Raw genomic sequence first — 17,085 nt, forward strand, 5'->3', positions numbered from 1 at the left:
CCTCACCATGAGGGCTGGCAGTCTAGCGCTTGCCGGAAGGCCGTGCCGCGGGCGCAGGGGCGGGGAGCGGGATTTCGGCCTGCTTCGGTGCCGGCGGCCAGGCCTGCACCTTGCAGCTTGCGGCCGCGAGCGAGGCCTGGGCCTGCGGCATCAGGCCTGGCTCGGCCGCCAGCGCCTTCAGGAGGATCAGGCCGGTCGTGGTCGGGGAATCGATGATCAGTCGGTCGGCGGCGGTGACGTCCTCATCCTCCGGCAGCTCGTTGTGCTGCGCCTCGGTCATCAAATCGAGCTCGATCACCTTCTTGCCGGCGGAGCGGTCGTTGATGGCGTAATAGGCGAGCTCGTTGCGAGTGTAGAACGACACCGAGGTATAGGCCTGGCTCACCGGCACCGTCAGCTTGATCGGCCCGGTCGAGAGATCGTAGCGGCAGATCGCCATCGCGAATGCCGGGTCCATAAACGGCATCAGCGAATTGCCGGGATCCGCTGATGGCAGTGGCGTGACCGCGTTGAGCTTTGTGATCGGCGTCAGCCGCGAATAGGCATCCTGTGAGGCGATCCGCGGCAGGGCCAGCACGCTGACGAGGTGCACCACGCCGCCCAGCAGCACGCCTGCGATGATCGTGAAGGCGAGGCGGATCATGGGCAGCCCACCGTCGAAATCGTCGGCATCGGCGCGTCGCGCTGGGTCCGCGTCGCCACCCCGACCGGCGTATCGTAGAGCCGCAGCATCAGCGCGTAACGCTCGATGCCGCCCGTCGGCAGCCAGTTGCCGGCGCGCGAGCGCGAGGCGATGCGGATCTCGAAGGTGCCATCGGATGCGCGGATGATCTCCTGGCTGGTGAAGCCGTAGCGCTGCAGCGAATTCGCCACCAGACGGCCCTTGTTGTCGAACAGCGTCAGCGTCCAGAACCGCGCCGGCGGGGTGACGCCGCTGACGACGACGTCGCAGCGTCCGTCGAGCGGTTTCTTGTTGTCATCGGTGGTGGCGGTGAAGCCGATGCCGTCGCCGGTGCCAACAGGCAATTCGCCCGAGCGGGCGATGATCGCGCGGTTGTAGGGGTCGATGTCGGATGTGCCGTTCCGCGGCCGCGCGGTCCATGCGCCGATCTTCAGCGTGCCGATATTGGTGCCGCGCGTCGCGGCGACGTAAGTCGAGCCGAGCCCGATCCCGGCGGCAACGATCAGCGCGAGCAAGGTGATGAGGATCAGCCGCACGGCCTTACAGCTCCGAAGCGATCACTGGCCGGATCATGCTCTAGTTCTTGCGCGGCGTCGGTGGCGCCGCCTGGTCGCCGGCCGCCGTGATGTAATTCTCGGGGAACGCCAGTGCGCTGGACGACGGCTTATCCGGTTGCGCCGGCGCGTTGGACGACGTCTTGCCCAACGTCCTGGCCGCATCGTCGAGCATTTTCTCGACCCGCACCAGGATATCGGCGCCGCGCTTGGTCAGCACTGGCGGCGGCCCGGGCTTGGTCTCGAGTATCTTGGGCGCGGCATTCGCCTGCGCCGCCGGCTCCTTCGGCAGTTTCTGGCCCATGCCGATGCCGGGAATTTCCCGGACCTCGACGCCCTGATGCGCGGCGACCATGATGTCGTGCCAGGTCTGTGCCGGCAGCGAGCCGCCGGTCATGCGATTGGTCGGCGAGTAGTCGTCATTGCCGTACCAGACCGCGCAGGTGAAGTTGCCGGTGTAGCCGACGAACCAGGCGTCACGATAGGCGTTGGTGGTGCCGGTTTTGCCGGCGGTCGGAATGCCGTCGAGCGCGGCGCGGCGGGCGGTGCCTTCGCTCACCACGTGGCTCATCATCCCCGCCATGTCGGCGGCAACGGAGGCCGGGATCGCCTGCCGCGGCTGCGGACCGTCGCGGTCCCAGCGCCAGACGAGGTCGCCGGCGCCGGTGCGGACTTCCAGCACCGAATGCGGCGTGACGGACCGGCCCCTGTTCGGGAACGTCGCGTAGGCGACCGCATGCTCGACCACGGTGACCTCGTCGGAGCCGATCGGCAGCGACGGCGTATCCGGCAGCGGCGCCTTGAGGCCGAAACGACGGGCCACTTCGACGATCTTGGCGCGGCCGGCCTTCGGGCCTTCCTTGCCACCGAGCGCGATCGAGAGTTTCACCGGCACGACGTTGATCGAGCGCGTGATCGCCTGCGTCAGCGTCACCGAGCCGGAATAGGAGTGGCCATAGTTCTGCGGGCACCAATTGCCGATGCACACGGGGCCGTCGACGATCTTCGAGTTCGGCGTGAACCCGTTCAGGAGCGCCGTGGTGTAGACATAGGGTTTGAACGACGAGCCGGGCTGCCGGTAGGCGTCCGTGGCGCGGTTGAACTGACTGGCGCCATAGTCGCGGCCGCCGACCATCGCGCGCACGCCGCCGTCGAGATCGGCGACAACGGTCGCCGCTTGGGTCGCGTGATAATCGCGGCCGAACTGGCGAAGCTGGTTCTCGATCGCTTCCTCAGCGGCGCGCTGTACGTTCATGTCGATGGCGGTACGGACCACGAACACGCGCTCGGTGTAGGATTTCGGGAAGGTGTCCACGAGCCTGCGCATCTCGTCGAATGCCCAGTCGAGATAGTAGTTCGGCGAATTCTCGTCGCGCCGGTCGACCGCCACAGCGGGATTGCGGCGGGCGCCGAACACCTGGCCCTCGGTCATGAAGCCGGCATCGACGAGGTTATCGAGCACGACGTTGGCGCGGGCGCGCGCCGCCGGCAGGTTGATATGCGGTGCGTATTTGGTCGGTGCCTTGAACAGGCCGGCGAGCATCGCGGCTTCCGCCAGATTGACGTCGCGCGCCGACTTGTTGAAGTAGAAATGCGCCGCGCCGTCGACGCCGAAGGTGCCGCCGCCCATATAGGCGCGGTCGAGATAGAGCTTCAGGATCTCGTTCTTGCTGAGGCGGTGCTCGAGCCAGATCGCCAGGAATGCTTCCTTGATCTTGCGCTCGATGGTGCGCTCGTTGTTCAGGAACAGGTTCTTGGCAAGCTGCTGCGTGATCGAGGAGCCGCCCTGGCGCACGCCGCCGGCCTGCGCGTTGGTGACAAGCGCGCGGGCGGTGCCGGCGATGTCGATGCCGAAATGGTCGTAAAAGCGGCGGTCCTCGGTGGCGAGGGTGGCCTTGATCAGAACGTCCGGAAAGTCTTCCAGCGGGATCGAGTCGTTATGCTTGATACCGCGGCTGCCGATCGGATTGCCGTAACGGTCGAGGAAGCTCACCGCGAGATCGGACTTCTTCAGCCAGTCGTCATCGGCGGTTTCGCGGAACGCCGGGATCGCCAGCGCCAGCAGCACGACCATGCCGCCGAGCCCCATGGTGGCGGCTTCCGACAGCGGCTCGATGAACACCCAGCGCTTCCAGCGGCCGACATAGAAGCGGTCCATGAAGGTGGAATAGCGCTCATAAAGCTCACGCAGTCCCCTGGCGGAGGAGAACAGCGTGGAGTCGATGCGCGCATCCAGGTCCAGAAAGAAGTTCCGGAGCTTGGTCGTCCACTGCGGCGGTAGGATCTGGCGCACCGGGGCCCTTGCTCGTTTAGAAACCGCTCACGTGCCCATCCATTTGGGCACCGGTCGAGCGTCTTGATTCCATGTTGCGGCAAACCCAAGGCGCTGTTCGCGTCACCTGGGAGACTCGGTTGTTGTTTCTATCTGAGCGGAGGCTATAAACCAATGGTGTTGCTTGCGATTTTAATGTCAGGCTGAACCTGTTTGTGAACTCGTTCGGCCGCCTTTAGATGAGCCCGCTTGCGCGCCTGCCACTGCCGCCCCTAGATGGGGTGCGAGCCGAGTTAAACCAAATTCTTCGATGTCCATGACCGCACCACCCAAGCGCGCCTCGAACCAGGAGGGATTTTTCTGGAAAACCAAGACGTTGGAGCAAATGTCCAATGTCGAATGGGAAAGCCTGTGCGACGGCTGCGGGCGCTGCTGCCTGGAGAAGCTCGAGGACGAGGACACCGGGAAAATCTACTTCACCCACGTCTCCTGCAAACTCCTGGATGCGGGGCGCTGCGCCTGCAAGGACTATCCGAACCGGTCCGACAAGGTTCCGGACTGCGTCCGGCTGACGCCGGAGAATGTCCGTAGCCTCAATTGGCTGCCGCCGAGCTGCGGCTACAAACTGGTGGCGGAAGGGCGCGATCTCTATTGGTGGCACCCGCTGATTTCCGGCGACCCGAACACCGTGCACGAGGCCGGCGTCTCCGTGCGCGGCCGGGTGCAGGGAACCGAGGACGAGATCCCAGATGCCGAGCTCGAGGACCACATCGTGCGGTGGCCGGCGCTGCTTCCGAAACGGGCGCGACTGAAAAACCGGCCGAAATCGTAGCGTCTCGTCCAAGGCGCAACTCACGTCATTGGGATGACGCGGCCTTGGAATGCGCCCATGCGCTGAGCCGCCTGCCTCAACAGGAATTTGCTGCCTAGATTGAAATTCATAGAACGATTCCATTGCGGCGTTGCGCTGCAGCGAGAAATTGCGCCCGAGATGAACAAGTTCGAACGGCAGAGCCGTGAACCTGCCGACCGACAGACATTGCCTGCAGACGTAGCCGAAGAGCTGTCCCGCCTGCCGACCGAGGTGATCGACCTCGCCGACGCGCCACCCTTGGCGCCGCCGGCTCCGCTTGCCCCGGACGAAGTCCGCACCATCGTGATCAGCCTGATGCTCACGATGTTCCTGGCGGCGCTCGACCAGACCATCGTCGCGACGGCGCTGCCGACCATCGGCCGCCAGTTCGGCGACGTCTCCAACCTGTCCTGGGTAATCACGGCCTACCTCTTGGCGTCGACCGCGGTCGCGCCGGTATTCGGCACGCTGAGTGACATCTATGGCCGCCGCGCCATGATCATCACCTCGCTCAGCCTGTTCGTCGTCGGCTCGATCCTGTGTGCGGTCGCGCCCAACATGCCCATATTGATCCTGGCGCGCGGGCTGCAGGGGCTCGGCGGCGGCGGCATCATGCCGGTCGTGCAGACCGTGATCTCCGACGTGGTCAGCCCGCGCGAGCGCGGCCAATACCAGGCCTATTTCAGCAGCGTCTGGATGGCCGGCGGCATCGCGGGGCCGGTGATCGGCGGCGTGTTCGCCGAGCACCTGCACTGGTCGATGATCTTCTGGATCAACCTGCCGCTGTCGTTTGCCGCACTGGCGCTGCTGTTGCCGAAGATGGGCAAGATCCCGGTGTTCCACCGCAGGCGCAAGGTCGACTGGCTTGGCGGCATCCTGTTGATGGCCTCCGCTGTCGTATTCATGCTGGTGTTGACCTGGGGTGGCAACCATTTTGCCTGGCTGTCGCCGGTGATCATGGCGATGATCGGCGCGTCGTTTGCGCTCGCCGCCACCTTCGTGTGGCACGCGGGCAGGGCGGACGAGCCGTTCCTGCCGCTGTCGCTCCTGAGCGGAACAGTCGTTCCTTTCGCGATCGTCGCGGGCAGTTGCGCGCTCGGCGCGATCGTCGGGCTGACGGTGCACCTGCCGCTCTACTATGAGGTGGTCTATCACCTCAGCGCCAGCGAGGCCGGGCTGGCGCTGATCCCGCTTGCCGCGGTCTCGACCTGCGGCGCGGCGATTGCCGGCCGGACCATGGCGCGTGCCAAGCATTACAAGCGCGTCGCGATCGTCGGCACCTCGGTCGCCGCCCTCTGCGGCGTGGCGATGGCGATGACCACGCTGCCGCTGTGGGGGCTGCTCACGCTGATGTCGGTGTTCGCGCTCGGCCTCGGCACGACGTTTCCGGTCAGCGTGGTCTCGCTGCAGAATGCGGTGGCGCGCTCGCAGGTCGGCACCGTGACCGGTGCGATGAATTTCTTCCGCGCGCTGATGGCCTCGTTCGCGGTGGCGGCGTTCGCCGCGATCCTGCTGATGGCGCTCGGCGCCGACATCTCGCTTGCCGGCGAACATCATGGCGAGGTGAGCTCGATCCCGGTCGCCGACATGACCAACGCCTTCCGCTTCGTCTTCGGCGCCGCCGCCGTGCTGCTCGCAACGGCTGCGCTGTGCATCACCATCATGGAAGAGCGGCCGCTCGCAGGCCCGACCACGCGCCAGGTGGAAGTGGCGGAGTAGGCGGATCGGGCCTTACGTCGCGGCCCGCCCGTGCTTTCGTGGACGACGTATTCCCTCATTGCGAGCGCAGCGAAGCAACGCATGCCTCAACACGCGGCGCGATGGATTGCTTTGCTGCGCTCGCAATGACGAGGTGAGTTCCGATTCAAATTTCAAACAGCTTTGCGCGGTCATCGTCCGGCTTGACCGGACGATCCAGTATTCCAGAGGCGGTAGTGCTTGAGCCGAGAAGCCGCGGGATACTGGATGCCCGCCGGAGCCTGTCATCGGGCCGCGTACGCGTCGACCCGTTGGCGGGCACGACGGTGGAGTGAGTGGATATGCGTCCGCATTCTCGCGGCGTAATCCGCCCGAGTTTTGCTTACTTTCACCCTCTCATTGAACAGAGGGCGCAGGGAAAGCCGGGTGCTGGTTGCACCCATGGGTCCCATGCAACAAAAGGCACGGGGGTAGGACCACAGGTTCAACCGAAGCATTCCGGCTTTCCCTGCGCGATGGTGTTACGGTTTCCTTCGTGCTCTCCTTGGTGACCGGGCTTTCTTGCCACCATCGCCTCTCGCGCGGATTTCTTCGCGCAAAAAAACTTAGCGCCAGCGTCGGGGCGCCAGGACCACACGACTTGAAGTCTAGTGGCTTTTTCGGCCTGTTGAGAACGGCGGAAGCGCCGGAAAATAAAGGCATTTTCTGATCTCTGCTGGGCCGACGAAAGGGCCGCCGAAACCGGCTGGGCCCCGATAGGCCCTAGTTTCACACCCTGTGCGCTGGCGCGCTTCGTCCTGAAAGCCCAAGGACGCACCGTGCGCGCGTCCTTGCTACGAATGTCTATGGGATTGCGAAACGTCGGCCGCTTACGGTCTTGGCTGTCTGAAAACGCCAAGGCGCTTGATGGCGATAGAAGAAGTAGTTCGTCCGAGACCCTCTTCGCCCCCAAACTTGCAAGCAGCGGGAATAAAAACGGATGCCGGACGGTAATAAGGACTGTCTGGTATTCAGGGGCTGAACTCAAGCCCTTAAGTTCCACTTCAGTTCACTCCGCAATCGTTGCTCAACGCAAACAAAGGAGTGTCCAAATGTCTCGTCTTTCAGTTTTCGCAGCGGCAACTTTTCTGTCGGTGTTAGCGACAACCCCGATGGCCTTCGCCACGGAGCATCACCACGTCCGCACAGCGCCGCAGCACATCAGCCTTCCAGCGCGGGCCTACGCAGGGCCTCAGCCATTGATGCACTACCATGACACTCCAAGCTACAACGACCCCTCGAAGAATGGATGCTGCGGCTGACCTGCAATGCAAGTAGAGCATCTCTGAAGACGTGCTCGGTGCTCGACGTAATGCGCAGGCACTGACGGCCTACGCCTTGCGGAAGGGGGCGCGCGCCTTACGCTTCAGTTAGCAGGTCCGCAATCGGTCGTCAGGGTCCTTTGGAGGGTGCCGAAGCCGCGGGGTCCGCGCGACCGCGCCCTGCGAGCGTATTTGCAGTTTTTCAAATCGCTCTAAATTTATGTACCGTTCTAGAGACTCCGGCCATGCCGCGCTCCGATGAACCTGCCGACGTGATCCGAATGGAAAAGGCAGGCCGGTTTCCGAGACCGACCTACATCTCTCCGAACCGGCGCGTCTGGTTCGAGATCGGGTGGCAGAACGAAATCATGGCCGGCGCCGGGGCCGCCGCAACCATCTCCGCCGCTCGAAATCCTGAGGGTGCCGCCGCAGCACGTCGGGGCGCGCTCCGATTGAATTATCGGGACGTCCTGCAAACGAGTAAGGCCGCAGTTGGCGGCTGGTTGCGCAATGTTGCTGAACATCCATTCAAAAAAGTTCCGACACAGTTCCCGAAACTCCACGGCCAGCCGTTCGTTTTCTTGTCAGTTGTAACTAACGAGAGGAGACGAACCATGAGAAAGCTTTCTTACGTTCTCGCCGCGTTAGCAACCATCGCTGTTGCGGCCCCTACAGTCGCAAGCGCTCAGGGTTTTAGTGTTCGGATCGGCAGCGACCGAGACTACTATCGCGACCATGATTATTACGGACCCCGTGCTGGGTTCTATGGGTATGACCGTGGCTGGCATCGCGGATGGTATCATCGCTATGGCGACCGCGACGTAATCATCAGGCGTCACCACTACTGGGACGACTAACGGAAAATGGCCCCTAGCCGGGGCCATTTTTTTTCGTCTGTTGATAGGTGCGATAATGAACTGAAGCAGTCCGATGTATTTAGGGATAACGCGCAGAACTGCGCCGAGATGGCGGAGCGGGCGAAAGATAAAGCGGCGTATAAGCGCTTTAAACGCATGGACTGGCGTTAGCCAAGGAGCAAGAAGGTTGGATGGCGAGATACAACCAAACAGGTCCGTGCTAACCGAAGTCCTTGACGGAAAAACCTGACGGGAGAGCTGTCTCCCTGCCGCGTTAATGCACCAGCGGGCAGATGGCGCGTTTCAGCGTGTTTCAAAAGAAAAAGCCCGGCCAGCGGATGTACTGACCGGGCGCTGCTAAAATGGGCGGTCACCGCCCATTTCCGCTGATCAAGCCGCGCGCCGCAGCTCGTCGTGATCAACGGCCTTCATTGCAGGCTCGCCAATGATGCGCCGCAGCTCGGCCGCGATGCCACTGCGGCGGTTTATCAGCCCGCGCCTCGGCAAGATGGCCGCGAGCACGGTCACCAAGCGCGATATCGCCACACTCTCGGATGATATCGTCGCTGGCCGGTATCCCGGCAGCAAGGCGTCGGTCGCCAATGCCCGCCACATGCGCCGCGCGGCCTCGGGCCTGTTCAATTGGGCCGCTGAGGCGGGCCGCGAATATGTGACCGCGAGCCACGTTGAAATCTCTAGGCAATTTGACATGGATGCGCATTGGCCTTTGGGGGCTCGCGGCGGGGTCAGATGCATTGCCAAACTGATTGGAGCGGTCGGACATGCGAGCACCCGGGCGCTGAATGCGTCACGATCAACGCGAACAGCGGGAACTTGGCCGCCTGATCTGCTTTGAGAATGCGAGGTCGCACGGCCGTGTCGAAGGCCGCCTCACGGGTGGGGAGCATGATCGCGATCATCCGCGGATTTTCCTGGCGGGACTGGCTGTTCTCGCTCAAGTCCTTCGCCGCTGCCGTGCTGGCGCTGTACATCGCATTTCAATTGGACTTGTCGCAACCGAGCTGGAGCGTCACCACGGTCTACGTTGTATCCCAGCCGCTCGCGGGAATGGTGCTCGCCAAATCGCTCTACAGGGTGCTCGGGACGGTGATCGGTGCGGTCGTATCGCTGGTCCTGGTCGCGCTCTTCTCCAATGCGCCAGAGCTATTTTGCCTTGCGCTCGCGCTCTGGATCGGTGCGGGCACAGCCGTTTCCATTTATCTGCGCGACGCGCCGCAGGCCTATGTCGGCATGCTCTCCGGCTATTCGGCCGCCATCATCGGCCTGCCGGCAGCGCTCGCTCCGGAGACCGCCTTTGACTTTGCCGTGGCGCGTTGCCTGGAAATCATCCTCGGAATCGCCTGCGCAACGGTGGTCCACCACCTCGTGTTTCCGCAACGAGCAGGCGCCGCGCTGGTTGATGCGCTGTCATCGACGCTGCCGACGATGGCGCGCTGGGCGGGAGACAGGCTGTCGGCTGAACCGGTCGAGGCCGAAATTCAGATGGACCGGCGCCGCATGGTCGCTGCCGTCGTAGGTCTGGAGCAGTTACGGGTGTTCGCCAATCTGGATACGCCGGCGGTCAGGGCGATGGACAGTCTGGTCCGCCTGTTCGAAGCGAAGCTGCTATCGCTGCTGGCGCATCTTGTCTCGGTTCATGACCGGATATTGCTGCTGCGGCAACGCGACCCGCAGCGAGTCGAGCGGCTGCGGCCGCTTCTGCAGGCGACGACGGCGCATATCGCCGCCTGGACCGGATCCGCGACGCCGGATGAATCGCGGCGGGAAGCAGGTCATGGGGCGAGAATCCAGGCCGAGATCGACGCCGCACAGCCGTCGCGGCGGGAGCTTGAAAGTACACCGAACGCCTTCCTGGTGCGCAACATCTTGCTGCGGTTGCAGGACATCATCGATATCTGGCGCGATGCGGTCTGGATCCGGACTCATATTGGCTTGGGAGTGCTGCCCCCGGAGCGCGAAGCCGCGCCGTCCTTTCAGCCCTATCGCGAGCCAGCGCTCGCGTTGACCGGCGGCGTTGTCGCTGCGTTGACGATCGTCTTGTCCAGTCTGTTCTGGATCTATTCGGCATGGCCCAATGGTGCGACCGCCGTCACCTTCGCCGGCATCATGTGCGCGATCATGGGTGCGCGTGACAACCCGGCCGCGGGCGCGGCGATGTTTTTTCGGATGACGGTTGTCGGCGCCGTCATCGCGGCGGCCTACCTGTTTGTGCTGTTGCCGACGCTCAATACGTTTGCCGCGCTGGTAGTCGCGCTTGCGCCGTTCTACCTTGTCTGTGGGTTGCTGCTCACGATACCTCAGGCCGTTCCGATGGTGATGCCCGTGATCTTCGGCGCGGGCGGCCTGATCGGCATTTCCAACCAGATGACCTATGACTTCGAGGCGTTCGCCAACAACGCGCTAGGCTATTTGGTCGGCATCGGCTTCGGCGCGGTCTCGCTGGCGTTGTTCCGTCCGTTCGGTCGAGAAGTGGCGGCCACCCGTCTGATCCACGGCTTGTTGCGCGATCTGGCCCGCGTTGCCACAGCTGCAACGCCGCAGACGCGTGCTGCGTATGAGAGCCGGACGTTCGATCGCATCAATGCGCTGTTGGCGCAGCTCGACCCTGAATCGCCGCGCTATGGCCAATCGGTGCAGAGCGGCTTTGCCGCGCTTCGCGTCGGGCTGAACATCCTTGTCCTGCGACGGGAACTGCCGCACGTGCCGGGCGATGTGGCTGATGCGATCGAGGGCGCGTTGAGCGGCCTGTCCGCCGCATTTCGGGCAACCCTGTCCGGACATGCCTCGGCGTCTCCCGCACCTCTGCTCGAACAGGCGCGTCATCGTGCGCTCTCGGCCGAGGGCGACCTGTTGGTCGTTGCCGATGCGCTCTATGGAATCCAGACCACCATCGAGCAGCATGAGGGCTTCTTCCTTGGCGACCGACGCCTTGCGTCCCGGTCCATTGGCGAGGCGGCAACCGCATGATCAAGGAGATCAATCTCGGCGGCGTCTACGTCTCTCCGTTCCTTGCCTATATGGCAGCGGCCGCGGTCATCTGGGTGCTGATGCGGCTCGTATTCGACCGGATTGGCCTTTATCGTATCGTCTGGCATCCGGCGCTGTTCAATACGGCGCTCTACCTCATTCTGCTCACATTGGTCGTCGGCGTGAGCATGTGAGCCATTGGTGAGCTGTTGGCATGCCGAGTCTCGGGCGTTTCGCACAATATGCGGTTACGATCGCGGCCGTCGCGGCGGCGATCCTTGCAGGATGGTGGTTGTGGCGGCTGTACGAGGACACGCCGTGGACGCGCGATGGTCGGGTGCGGGCGAACGTCGTCAACGTCGCGCCCGATGTCGCGGGTGCCGTCATCGACCTGCGCGTCAAGGACAACCAGCAAGTCAAGATCGGAGACATTCTTTTCGTCGTCGACCCGGCGCGCTATCAGCTCGCGCTCGAGGAGGCGGAGGCCACAGCCGCGGGAGCCAAGGCGACGCTTGACGAGCGGCAGGAGGAACAAGATCGCCGCGAGAAGCTCAGTGCCGCCGCGATCTCCGTCGAAGCGCTCAATCAGGCGCGAAGCGCCACGCTGGAGGCCCGCGCCGCTTCCGATCAGGCGGTGGCGCAGGTCGGCGTCGCCAAGCTCAACCTCGCACGAACCAACGTGCGGTCGCCCGTTAACGGCCATGTCACCAATCTGCTTCTCAACCGCGGCGACTATGTCACGGCCGGAAAACCGGTCCTTGCCGTCGTGGACCAGGATTCCTTCTACATCGCCGGCTATTTCGAAGAAACGAAGCTGCGCTTCATCAACCTGGGAGACGCCGTTTCGATCCGATTGCTCGGGTACGACGCGCCACTGAAGGGTCATGTCGAAAGCGTCGCTCGTGCCATCACGGATCGGGAAAACGTCATCGGCACGGATCTGATCGCCAACGTCAACCCGACCTTCAGTTGGGTCCGCCTGGCCCAGCGGATTCCCGTTCGCATCGCGATCGATTACGTGCCGGAAGGCATCACGTTGAGTGCCGGAATGACCGCGACGCTGCAGGTCACGGCGCCGGGCCCTCAACCCGATGCCGCGGTTTCGGTTTCGAGCAAATAGTTGGGGGGCTATTCCTCATCCAGGCCAGGTGATCGCCGCAGCATGAAATGACCAAACGCCGAGGCGATCGGCTTGGTCGGGTCATCCTGCCAGGCCTGCGCCTCGAAAGCGACGACACGCCGGCCCTGCTTGACGATGGAAACCTTGGCGTGGCTGTCGAGTGCGCGGCCGGAGCGGAGATAGTTGATGGTCAGGCCAATCGGCTTCGGCGGTGCCGAAACGCCGAGCTCGCGCGTCACGCCCACGACCGCGGCGGTCTCGAGGAATGCGCCGGTCATGCCGCCATGGATGGCGGGCAGCAGTGGGTTGCCGATGATCTTCGGCGAGAAAGGCATCGCCAGCGTGCCATCCTCACTGAGGCGGATGCCGAGACAGCGCGCGAACGGGCTGTTTGCGAACGGGCCGGTGGGATCGTCAGGTGCTTCGAGCACGGGCAGCTCGCCATCATGGCGCGCCTTGTCGAACAGCATGTTGGTGCGGTTGGCGCCGACCATGAAGCAGGCGGTCGCGGTGGCGACCGGATCGTCTTCGGACTCCTGGTAGGCGGTCGCGCGCACGAAGGCAATGGAGCGGGCGACGCGATAGCAGATCGAATGTGCATTGATATCGAGCCCAGGTGTCGCGGGCTTCTGGTAATCGATGCGCAGGTCGAGCGTGGCGATCGCGCGCGTGCCGTCCAGCGCGAGCTGCACGGCCATGCCGCAGGTCTCGTCGAGCATGGCGGTGACCGCGCCGCCATGCAGAACGCCCGTCTGCGTGTCGCCGACGAAGACCGGCCGATAGGGCAGGCATGACCAGGCTTCGCCGGGCGCGGCGCGATCGAGCTGCAGGCCGCTGATCCGTCCGTAGGTGGAGCGGCGCCGTTTGATGGCTTCCGCCAGTTCGTCGAACGGTAGTGGCGTGTTGAACGTCGATGTCTCGGACATGCCGACGTCTTAAACCACCGTAGCTCAGCTTGCGATCAGAATCGTAGGGTGGGCAAAGCGCAGCGTGCCCACCTTCTCTTGCACCGACCGTGGATGGTGGGCACGCTGCGCTTTGCCCACCCTACGGGATCTACGTGCCCGGCCTCGAGACCTCGGTCTCCTTGCTGGTGATGAATTCGAGCAGAACCGGCACGCCTTCCTTGGTCTTCTGGATGCCGCGCTTGATCGCCGGCACGATGTCCTCAGGCCTGGTCACGCGCTCGCCATAGCCGCCGAAGGCGCGCGCCATGGCGGCGTAGTCGCCGGAAATGTCGGTCGAGCGGTATTTCTCGGTCGAGATCGGCATCACCTTCAATTCGATCGCCATCGAGAAATTGTTGAGCAGGATCGACATGATCGGGATGCGCTCGCGCACCGCGGTCTCGAAATCCATGCCGGTGAAGCCGATGGCCGCATCGCCCCAGACGTTGATGCAGAGCTTGTCCGGCATCGCCAGCTTTGCGCCCATCGCGAGCCCGAGCCCATAGCCGAGCTGCGTGGTCTTGCCCCAGCCGAGATAGGAGAGGGGCTCGACCGACTTCCAGAACGGCGAGAGTTGGTCGCGCGGGCTGCCGGCATCATGGGTGATGATGGTGTTGCTGACATCGACGGTGTGCTGCAGGTCCCACAGCACGCGATATGGATTGAGCGGCGCCTCATTATGCGTGAGCTTCGGCATCCACTTCGCGAGCCACTCGTTGTTGATGGCGGCGATCTCGGCGGCGACCGCACTGGCATCGCGATCCGACGTGACGGTCTTGCCGATGTCGTCGAGCAGCGCATCGAGTACGAGCGCCGCATCGCCGACCAGGCCGACCTTGGCCTCGACATCCTTGTTCAGGTGATTGGGGTCGAGCGTCGAATGGATGATGGTCTTGCCCTTCGGCATCGCGATGCCGAAGTTTGTTTCCGTGAACGAGCAGCCGATGCCGAAGATCACGTCGGCATCAGCGAGGAATTTCGGCACCGCGCGCGGCACCGCCAGCCCGCCCGAGCCGAGCGAGAGCGGATGCGTCTCCGGAAATGACGATTTGCCGCCGAGGCTCGTGGTGACGGGAATGGCGAGTAGCTCGGCAAGGCGCTTCAGTTGCGGCCAGGCGCGGGCGTAATGCACACCCTGTCCGGCATAGATCACGGGGCGCTTGGCGTTGATCAGGAGTTCGGCCGCTTCCTTCACATGCACGGGGTCGGCGCCGTAGCGGGTGCGCAGCACCGGCGTGTAGTTCAAGGGCTCCGGCACCTCCTCGTTCCACATGTCGGCGGGGATTTCGACGATGACCGGTCCGCCGCGACCGTTCTTCAATCTGGTGAAGGCGCGGCGGAAGATGTTGCAGACCTCGGAGGCGAGAATGATCGGCTCTGACGATTTCGTGAACGCCTTCATCGCCTGGCTGGAATTGAAGTTCGGCTCGACGTTCGCCAGCCGGCGCGGATAGCCCATCGGCAGCACCAGCACGGGCACCGACTCGCCGAAGCATTGCGCCACGCCGCCCATCGCATTCTCCGAGCCGGGGCCGTGCTGCATGCAGAACGCGCCGATGCTGCGGCCGGACGTGACGCGGGAGATCGCGTCCGCCATGTGCACACCGATGCGCTCCTGCCGCACCATGATAGGGCGGATATCGGCGTTGGCCGCGTGCTCAATCAGATGATTGACGGGATAGCCGCAGAGAATCTCGATTCCCTCGCGCTTCATGATTTCCGCAATCGCCGTGCCGAGCTTCATGGCCGTGTCTCTCCCTTGGGTCGCGGCCGGTTCATCCGACCGCTTTGCAACAGAGGATCAGGATTCCGTGGGCGCGTAAAGCATGCGTCGCGCGCACCTCGGGGCTGCAGTTATGCGTTTGGCGATGCGGAGGGGCGCGATGCACGAATGGCACTTGCGAAAATACACGCGGTCGATGACGCGGCGTTCGACAACAACCCATCATTCGATGAGCTTCGAAGCGTAATCGTGGCGGAAACGTCACAGCGCGGCGCCGACAGCATCGACCTCACCGCGTTGTTATTCGCGCCGGAAGTTTTTGCATTAGGTAACGCCTCAAACATGCGTGTGCATGTTGAGGGAGCAGGAGATTTGATCAGATGTTACGGGCGCGAACACTCATTCTCGGCACAGCCGCCGGCCTGATGGCCATAAGCGGCGCACAAGCAGCCGATCTTCCAGTCAAGGCGAAGGCCGTTGAATATGTGAAGGTCTGTTCGCTGTACGGCGCCGGCTTCTGGTACGTCCCGGGCACCGACACCTGCATGAAGATCGGCGGCTATCTGCGCGTCGACACGACATTCAATGGCGGTCCGCAGGGCCAGCCGGCCTGGAACGGCGATCTCGGCCAGGGCAACCGCTATCGCGATGACTTCGCGACCCGCGCGCGCATGGCGCTGACGTTCGACACGCGCACCTCCACCGAGTACGGCACGGTCCGCACCTTCATGCAGGCCGACTTCCAGTTCTCCACGCTCGGCGGCAGCACCAACAATCCGAACTCGGTCAACGGCTCGCTGCCGGTTGCCGGCGCGCAGCTCCTCGACACGCCCGGCGGCGGCTATGTCGCGGTCGAGTATATCTTCATTCAGTTTGCCGGTTTCACCTTCGGTAAGTCTGCTTCCGCCTACGCGACGCCATGGCAGGGCTTCCCGGGCAACAACTCGTCCTTCCTGATGGGCGGCCAGAACACCGACACCGGCGTCAACAACATCCAGTACACCGCGCAGTTCGGCAACGGCGTGTCGGCCAGCATCGGGCTTGACGATCCGGTGGTCTGGGATCGCACGGCGGTCTACAATCTGGCGCTGCCGCTGAACGCGACGCTGAATTCCGGCAACGCCTATGCGGGTGTCCGTTCGCCCGACGTCGTCGGCAACGTGCGTGTCGACCAGGCCTGGGGTCTGTTCCAGGTTTCGGCTGCGGCGCATGAAGTGAGCGCGTCCTACAACACCCTCAACACGGCTGGCGCTCCGGCGGGCGGCGTCGGTCTTCCGGGCGCGGCGCCGACCGCGGCATCCGAGCTTTCCGGGCATCCCGACGACTCCTGGGGCTTCGCGACGATGGTCGGCGTGAACATCAAGAACGTCCCGACCGGCCCTGGCGACGACATCAAGTTCGACGCGAGCTACGCCAAGGGCGCGACCAAATATGTGATCGCGACGTCGTCGGCCTCGCCGAGCTTTGCGATGTTCGGTGGCGGTGGCGCTTTCGGCGCATATCAGAGCATCGGCTTCGGCGCGACGACCGACGGTGTCTACCTGCCGGTGGCGGCCGGCGGCGACGGATCGCTGCACCTGACTGAGTCCTTCGGTTTCCGCGGTGCGTTGAACCACAACTGGGATCCGTACTGGTCGACCAGCTTCTACGGCAGCTATTCGGCGGTGCGGTATGACGGCACGGCGAAAGCGTTCATTTGCGCGAACTTCACGACGCCAGCGAAGGCGGTCAGCGCGAATTACGTCTGCAACCCCGACTTCAACGTCTCGCAGCTCGGCGCGGTCACCCGCTGGACTCCAGTCAAGAACCTGACGTTCTCGGCCGAATTCCAGTGGTTCCACCTCGACCAGAAATTCCAGGGTACGGCCGTCCTTGGAGCTTCCGCCCCCAAGCCGGCTGCGACTTACGAGTTCAAGGACCAGGATACGTTCTTCCTGCAGCTTCGCGCACAGCGCAACTTCTGATCGCCTTCACCTCGCGCTTTGTGAGGAAACGGCGACGAAGCAATCCGGCGTCTTGCTCCGGATTGCTTCGCGCCACGTGTCAGCGGGTCAGCCGTCGTAGCGGCCCGCTGATTTGCTTTGACGATC

At 63.6% G+C, this 17,085-nt stretch carries 14 protein-coding genes and 1 pseudogene; 8 read left to right on the top strand and 7 right to left on the bottom strand.

Annotated elements, in window-relative coordinates; genetic code table 11:
- Window positions 1-22 precede the first annotated feature (22 nt).
- From AC5ZGW_RS10790 to AC5ZGW_RS10800, 3 genes are read right to left on the bottom strand one after another with little or no spacing between them, the layout of a single operon-like run.
- Entirely contained in the window at window positions 23-643 is a 621-nt protein-coding gene (locus tag AC5ZGW_RS10790; RefSeq protein WP_130227218.1) for a DUF1254 domain-containing protein, read from the bottom strand.
- Window positions 640-1,218, bottom strand: a complete 579-nt coding sequence (locus AC5ZGW_RS10795) for a DUF1214 domain-containing protein (RefSeq protein WP_028166152.1) — start codon at window positions 1,216-1,218, stop codon at window positions 640-642. Before AC5ZGW_RS10795 ends, AC5ZGW_RS10790 begins: the two co-directional genes overlap by 4 nt.
- A gap of 40 nt (window positions 1,219-1,258) precedes the next feature.
- Complete coding sequence (locus tag AC5ZGW_RS10800; RefSeq protein ID WP_130227217.1) at window positions 1,259-3,529, bottom strand: transglycosylase domain-containing protein; 2,271 nt, start codon at window positions 3,527-3,529, stop codon at window positions 1,259-1,261.
- 295 nt (window positions 3,530-3,824) lie between these two features.
- Here AC5ZGW_RS10800 and AC5ZGW_RS10805 point away from each other — a divergent pair, with 295 nt between their 5' ends.
- Together AC5ZGW_RS10805 and AC5ZGW_RS10810 are read left to right on the top strand one after the other, a co-directional pair.
- Window positions 3,825-4,340 (top strand): YcgN family cysteine cluster protein, encoded by a 516-nt coding sequence (locus AC5ZGW_RS10805; protein WP_028166150.1) that lies wholly within the window; start codon window positions 3,825-3,827, stop codon window positions 4,338-4,340.
- Between the two features lie 159 nt (window positions 4,341-4,499).
- Window positions 4,500-6,080 (top strand): MDR family MFS transporter, encoded by a 1,581-nt coding sequence (locus AC5ZGW_RS10810; RefSeq protein ID WP_130227216.1) that lies wholly within the window; start codon window positions 4,500-4,502, stop codon window positions 6,078-6,080.
- Between the two features lie 463 nt (window positions 6,081-6,543).
- Here the strand turns inward: AC5ZGW_RS10810 and AC5ZGW_RS10815 are convergent, their stop codons facing one another.
- The gene (locus AC5ZGW_RS10815; RefSeq protein WP_496113912.1) at window positions 6,544-7,101 is read right to left on the bottom strand and encodes a hypothetical protein; all 558 of its coding nucleotides are present in this window, start codon (window positions 7,099-7,101) and stop codon (window positions 6,544-6,546) included.
- 504 nt (window positions 7,102-7,605) lie between these two features.
- On the opposite strand from AC5ZGW_RS10815, the gene AC5ZGW_RS10820 reads away from it, so the two are divergent.
- A complete protein-coding gene (locus AC5ZGW_RS10820; RefSeq protein WP_349645125.1) occupies window positions 7,606-8,217 on the top strand; it encodes a hypothetical protein in 612 nt (203 codons plus the stop codon).
- Between the two features lie 390 nt (window positions 8,218-8,607).
- On the opposite strand, the gene AC5ZGW_RS10825 is transcribed toward AC5ZGW_RS10820, so the two are convergent.
- Window positions 8,608-8,859: a hypothetical protein gene (locus AC5ZGW_RS10825; protein ID WP_165435537.1), complete on the bottom strand. Its 252-nt coding sequence runs from the start codon at window positions 8,857-8,859 to the stop codon at window positions 8,608-8,610.
- A gap of 264 nt (window positions 8,860-9,123) precedes the next feature.
- On the opposite strand from AC5ZGW_RS10825, the gene AC5ZGW_RS10830 reads away from it, so the two are divergent.
- The 3 genes from AC5ZGW_RS10830 to AC5ZGW_RS10840 are packed head-to-tail and all read left to right on the top strand — an operon-like array spanning window position 9,124 to window position 12,325.
- Complete coding sequence (locus AC5ZGW_RS10830; protein WP_130229512.1) at window positions 9,124-11,205, top strand: FUSC family protein; 2,082 nt, start codon at window positions 9,124-9,126, stop codon at window positions 11,203-11,205.
- Complete coding sequence (locus AC5ZGW_RS10835; protein WP_130229511.1) at window positions 11,202-11,399, top strand: DUF1656 domain-containing protein; 198 nt, start codon at window positions 11,202-11,204, stop codon at window positions 11,397-11,399. Before AC5ZGW_RS10830 ends, AC5ZGW_RS10835 begins: the two co-directional genes overlap by 4 nt.
- A gap of 20 nt (window positions 11,400-11,419) precedes the next feature.
- Window positions 11,420-12,325: an efflux RND transporter periplasmic adaptor subunit gene (locus AC5ZGW_RS10840; RefSeq protein ID WP_130229510.1), complete on the top strand. Its 906-nt coding sequence runs from the start codon at window positions 11,420-11,422 to the stop codon at window positions 12,323-12,325.
- 8 nt (window positions 12,326-12,333) lie between these two features.
- Here the strand turns inward: AC5ZGW_RS10840 and AC5ZGW_RS10845 are convergent, their stop codons facing one another.
- On the bottom strand, window positions 12,334-13,251 hold the full coding sequence (locus AC5ZGW_RS10845; RefSeq protein ID WP_130229509.1) for a PaaI family thioesterase: 918 nt from the start codon (window positions 13,249-13,251) through the stop codon (window positions 12,334-12,336).
- A 130-nt stretch (window positions 13,252-13,381) separates the two neighbouring features.
- Window positions 13,382-15,025, bottom strand: a pseudogene (locus AC5ZGW_RS10850) (thiamine pyrophosphate-requiring protein); the annotation flags it as partial.
- A 138-nt stretch (window positions 15,026-15,163) separates the two neighbouring features.
- On the opposite strand from AC5ZGW_RS10850, the gene AC5ZGW_RS10855 reads away from it, so the two are divergent.
- Both AC5ZGW_RS10855 and AC5ZGW_RS10860 read left to right on the top strand, forming a co-directional pair.
- The gene (locus tag AC5ZGW_RS10855) at window positions 15,164-15,421 is read left to right on the top strand and encodes a hypothetical protein (RefSeq protein WP_130229507.1); all 258 of its coding nucleotides are present in this window, start codon (window positions 15,164-15,166) and stop codon (window positions 15,419-15,421) included.
- Entirely contained in the window at window positions 15,376-16,959 is a 1,584-nt protein-coding gene (locus tag AC5ZGW_RS10860; RefSeq protein ID WP_130229506.1) for a porin, read from the top strand. The genes AC5ZGW_RS10855 and AC5ZGW_RS10860 overlap by 46 nt, the downstream gene beginning before the upstream one ends.
- Window positions 16,960-17,085 lie beyond the last annotated feature (126 nt).

The sequence above is a fragment of the Bradyrhizobium sp. Crot121 genome (genome assembly GCF_059512385.1).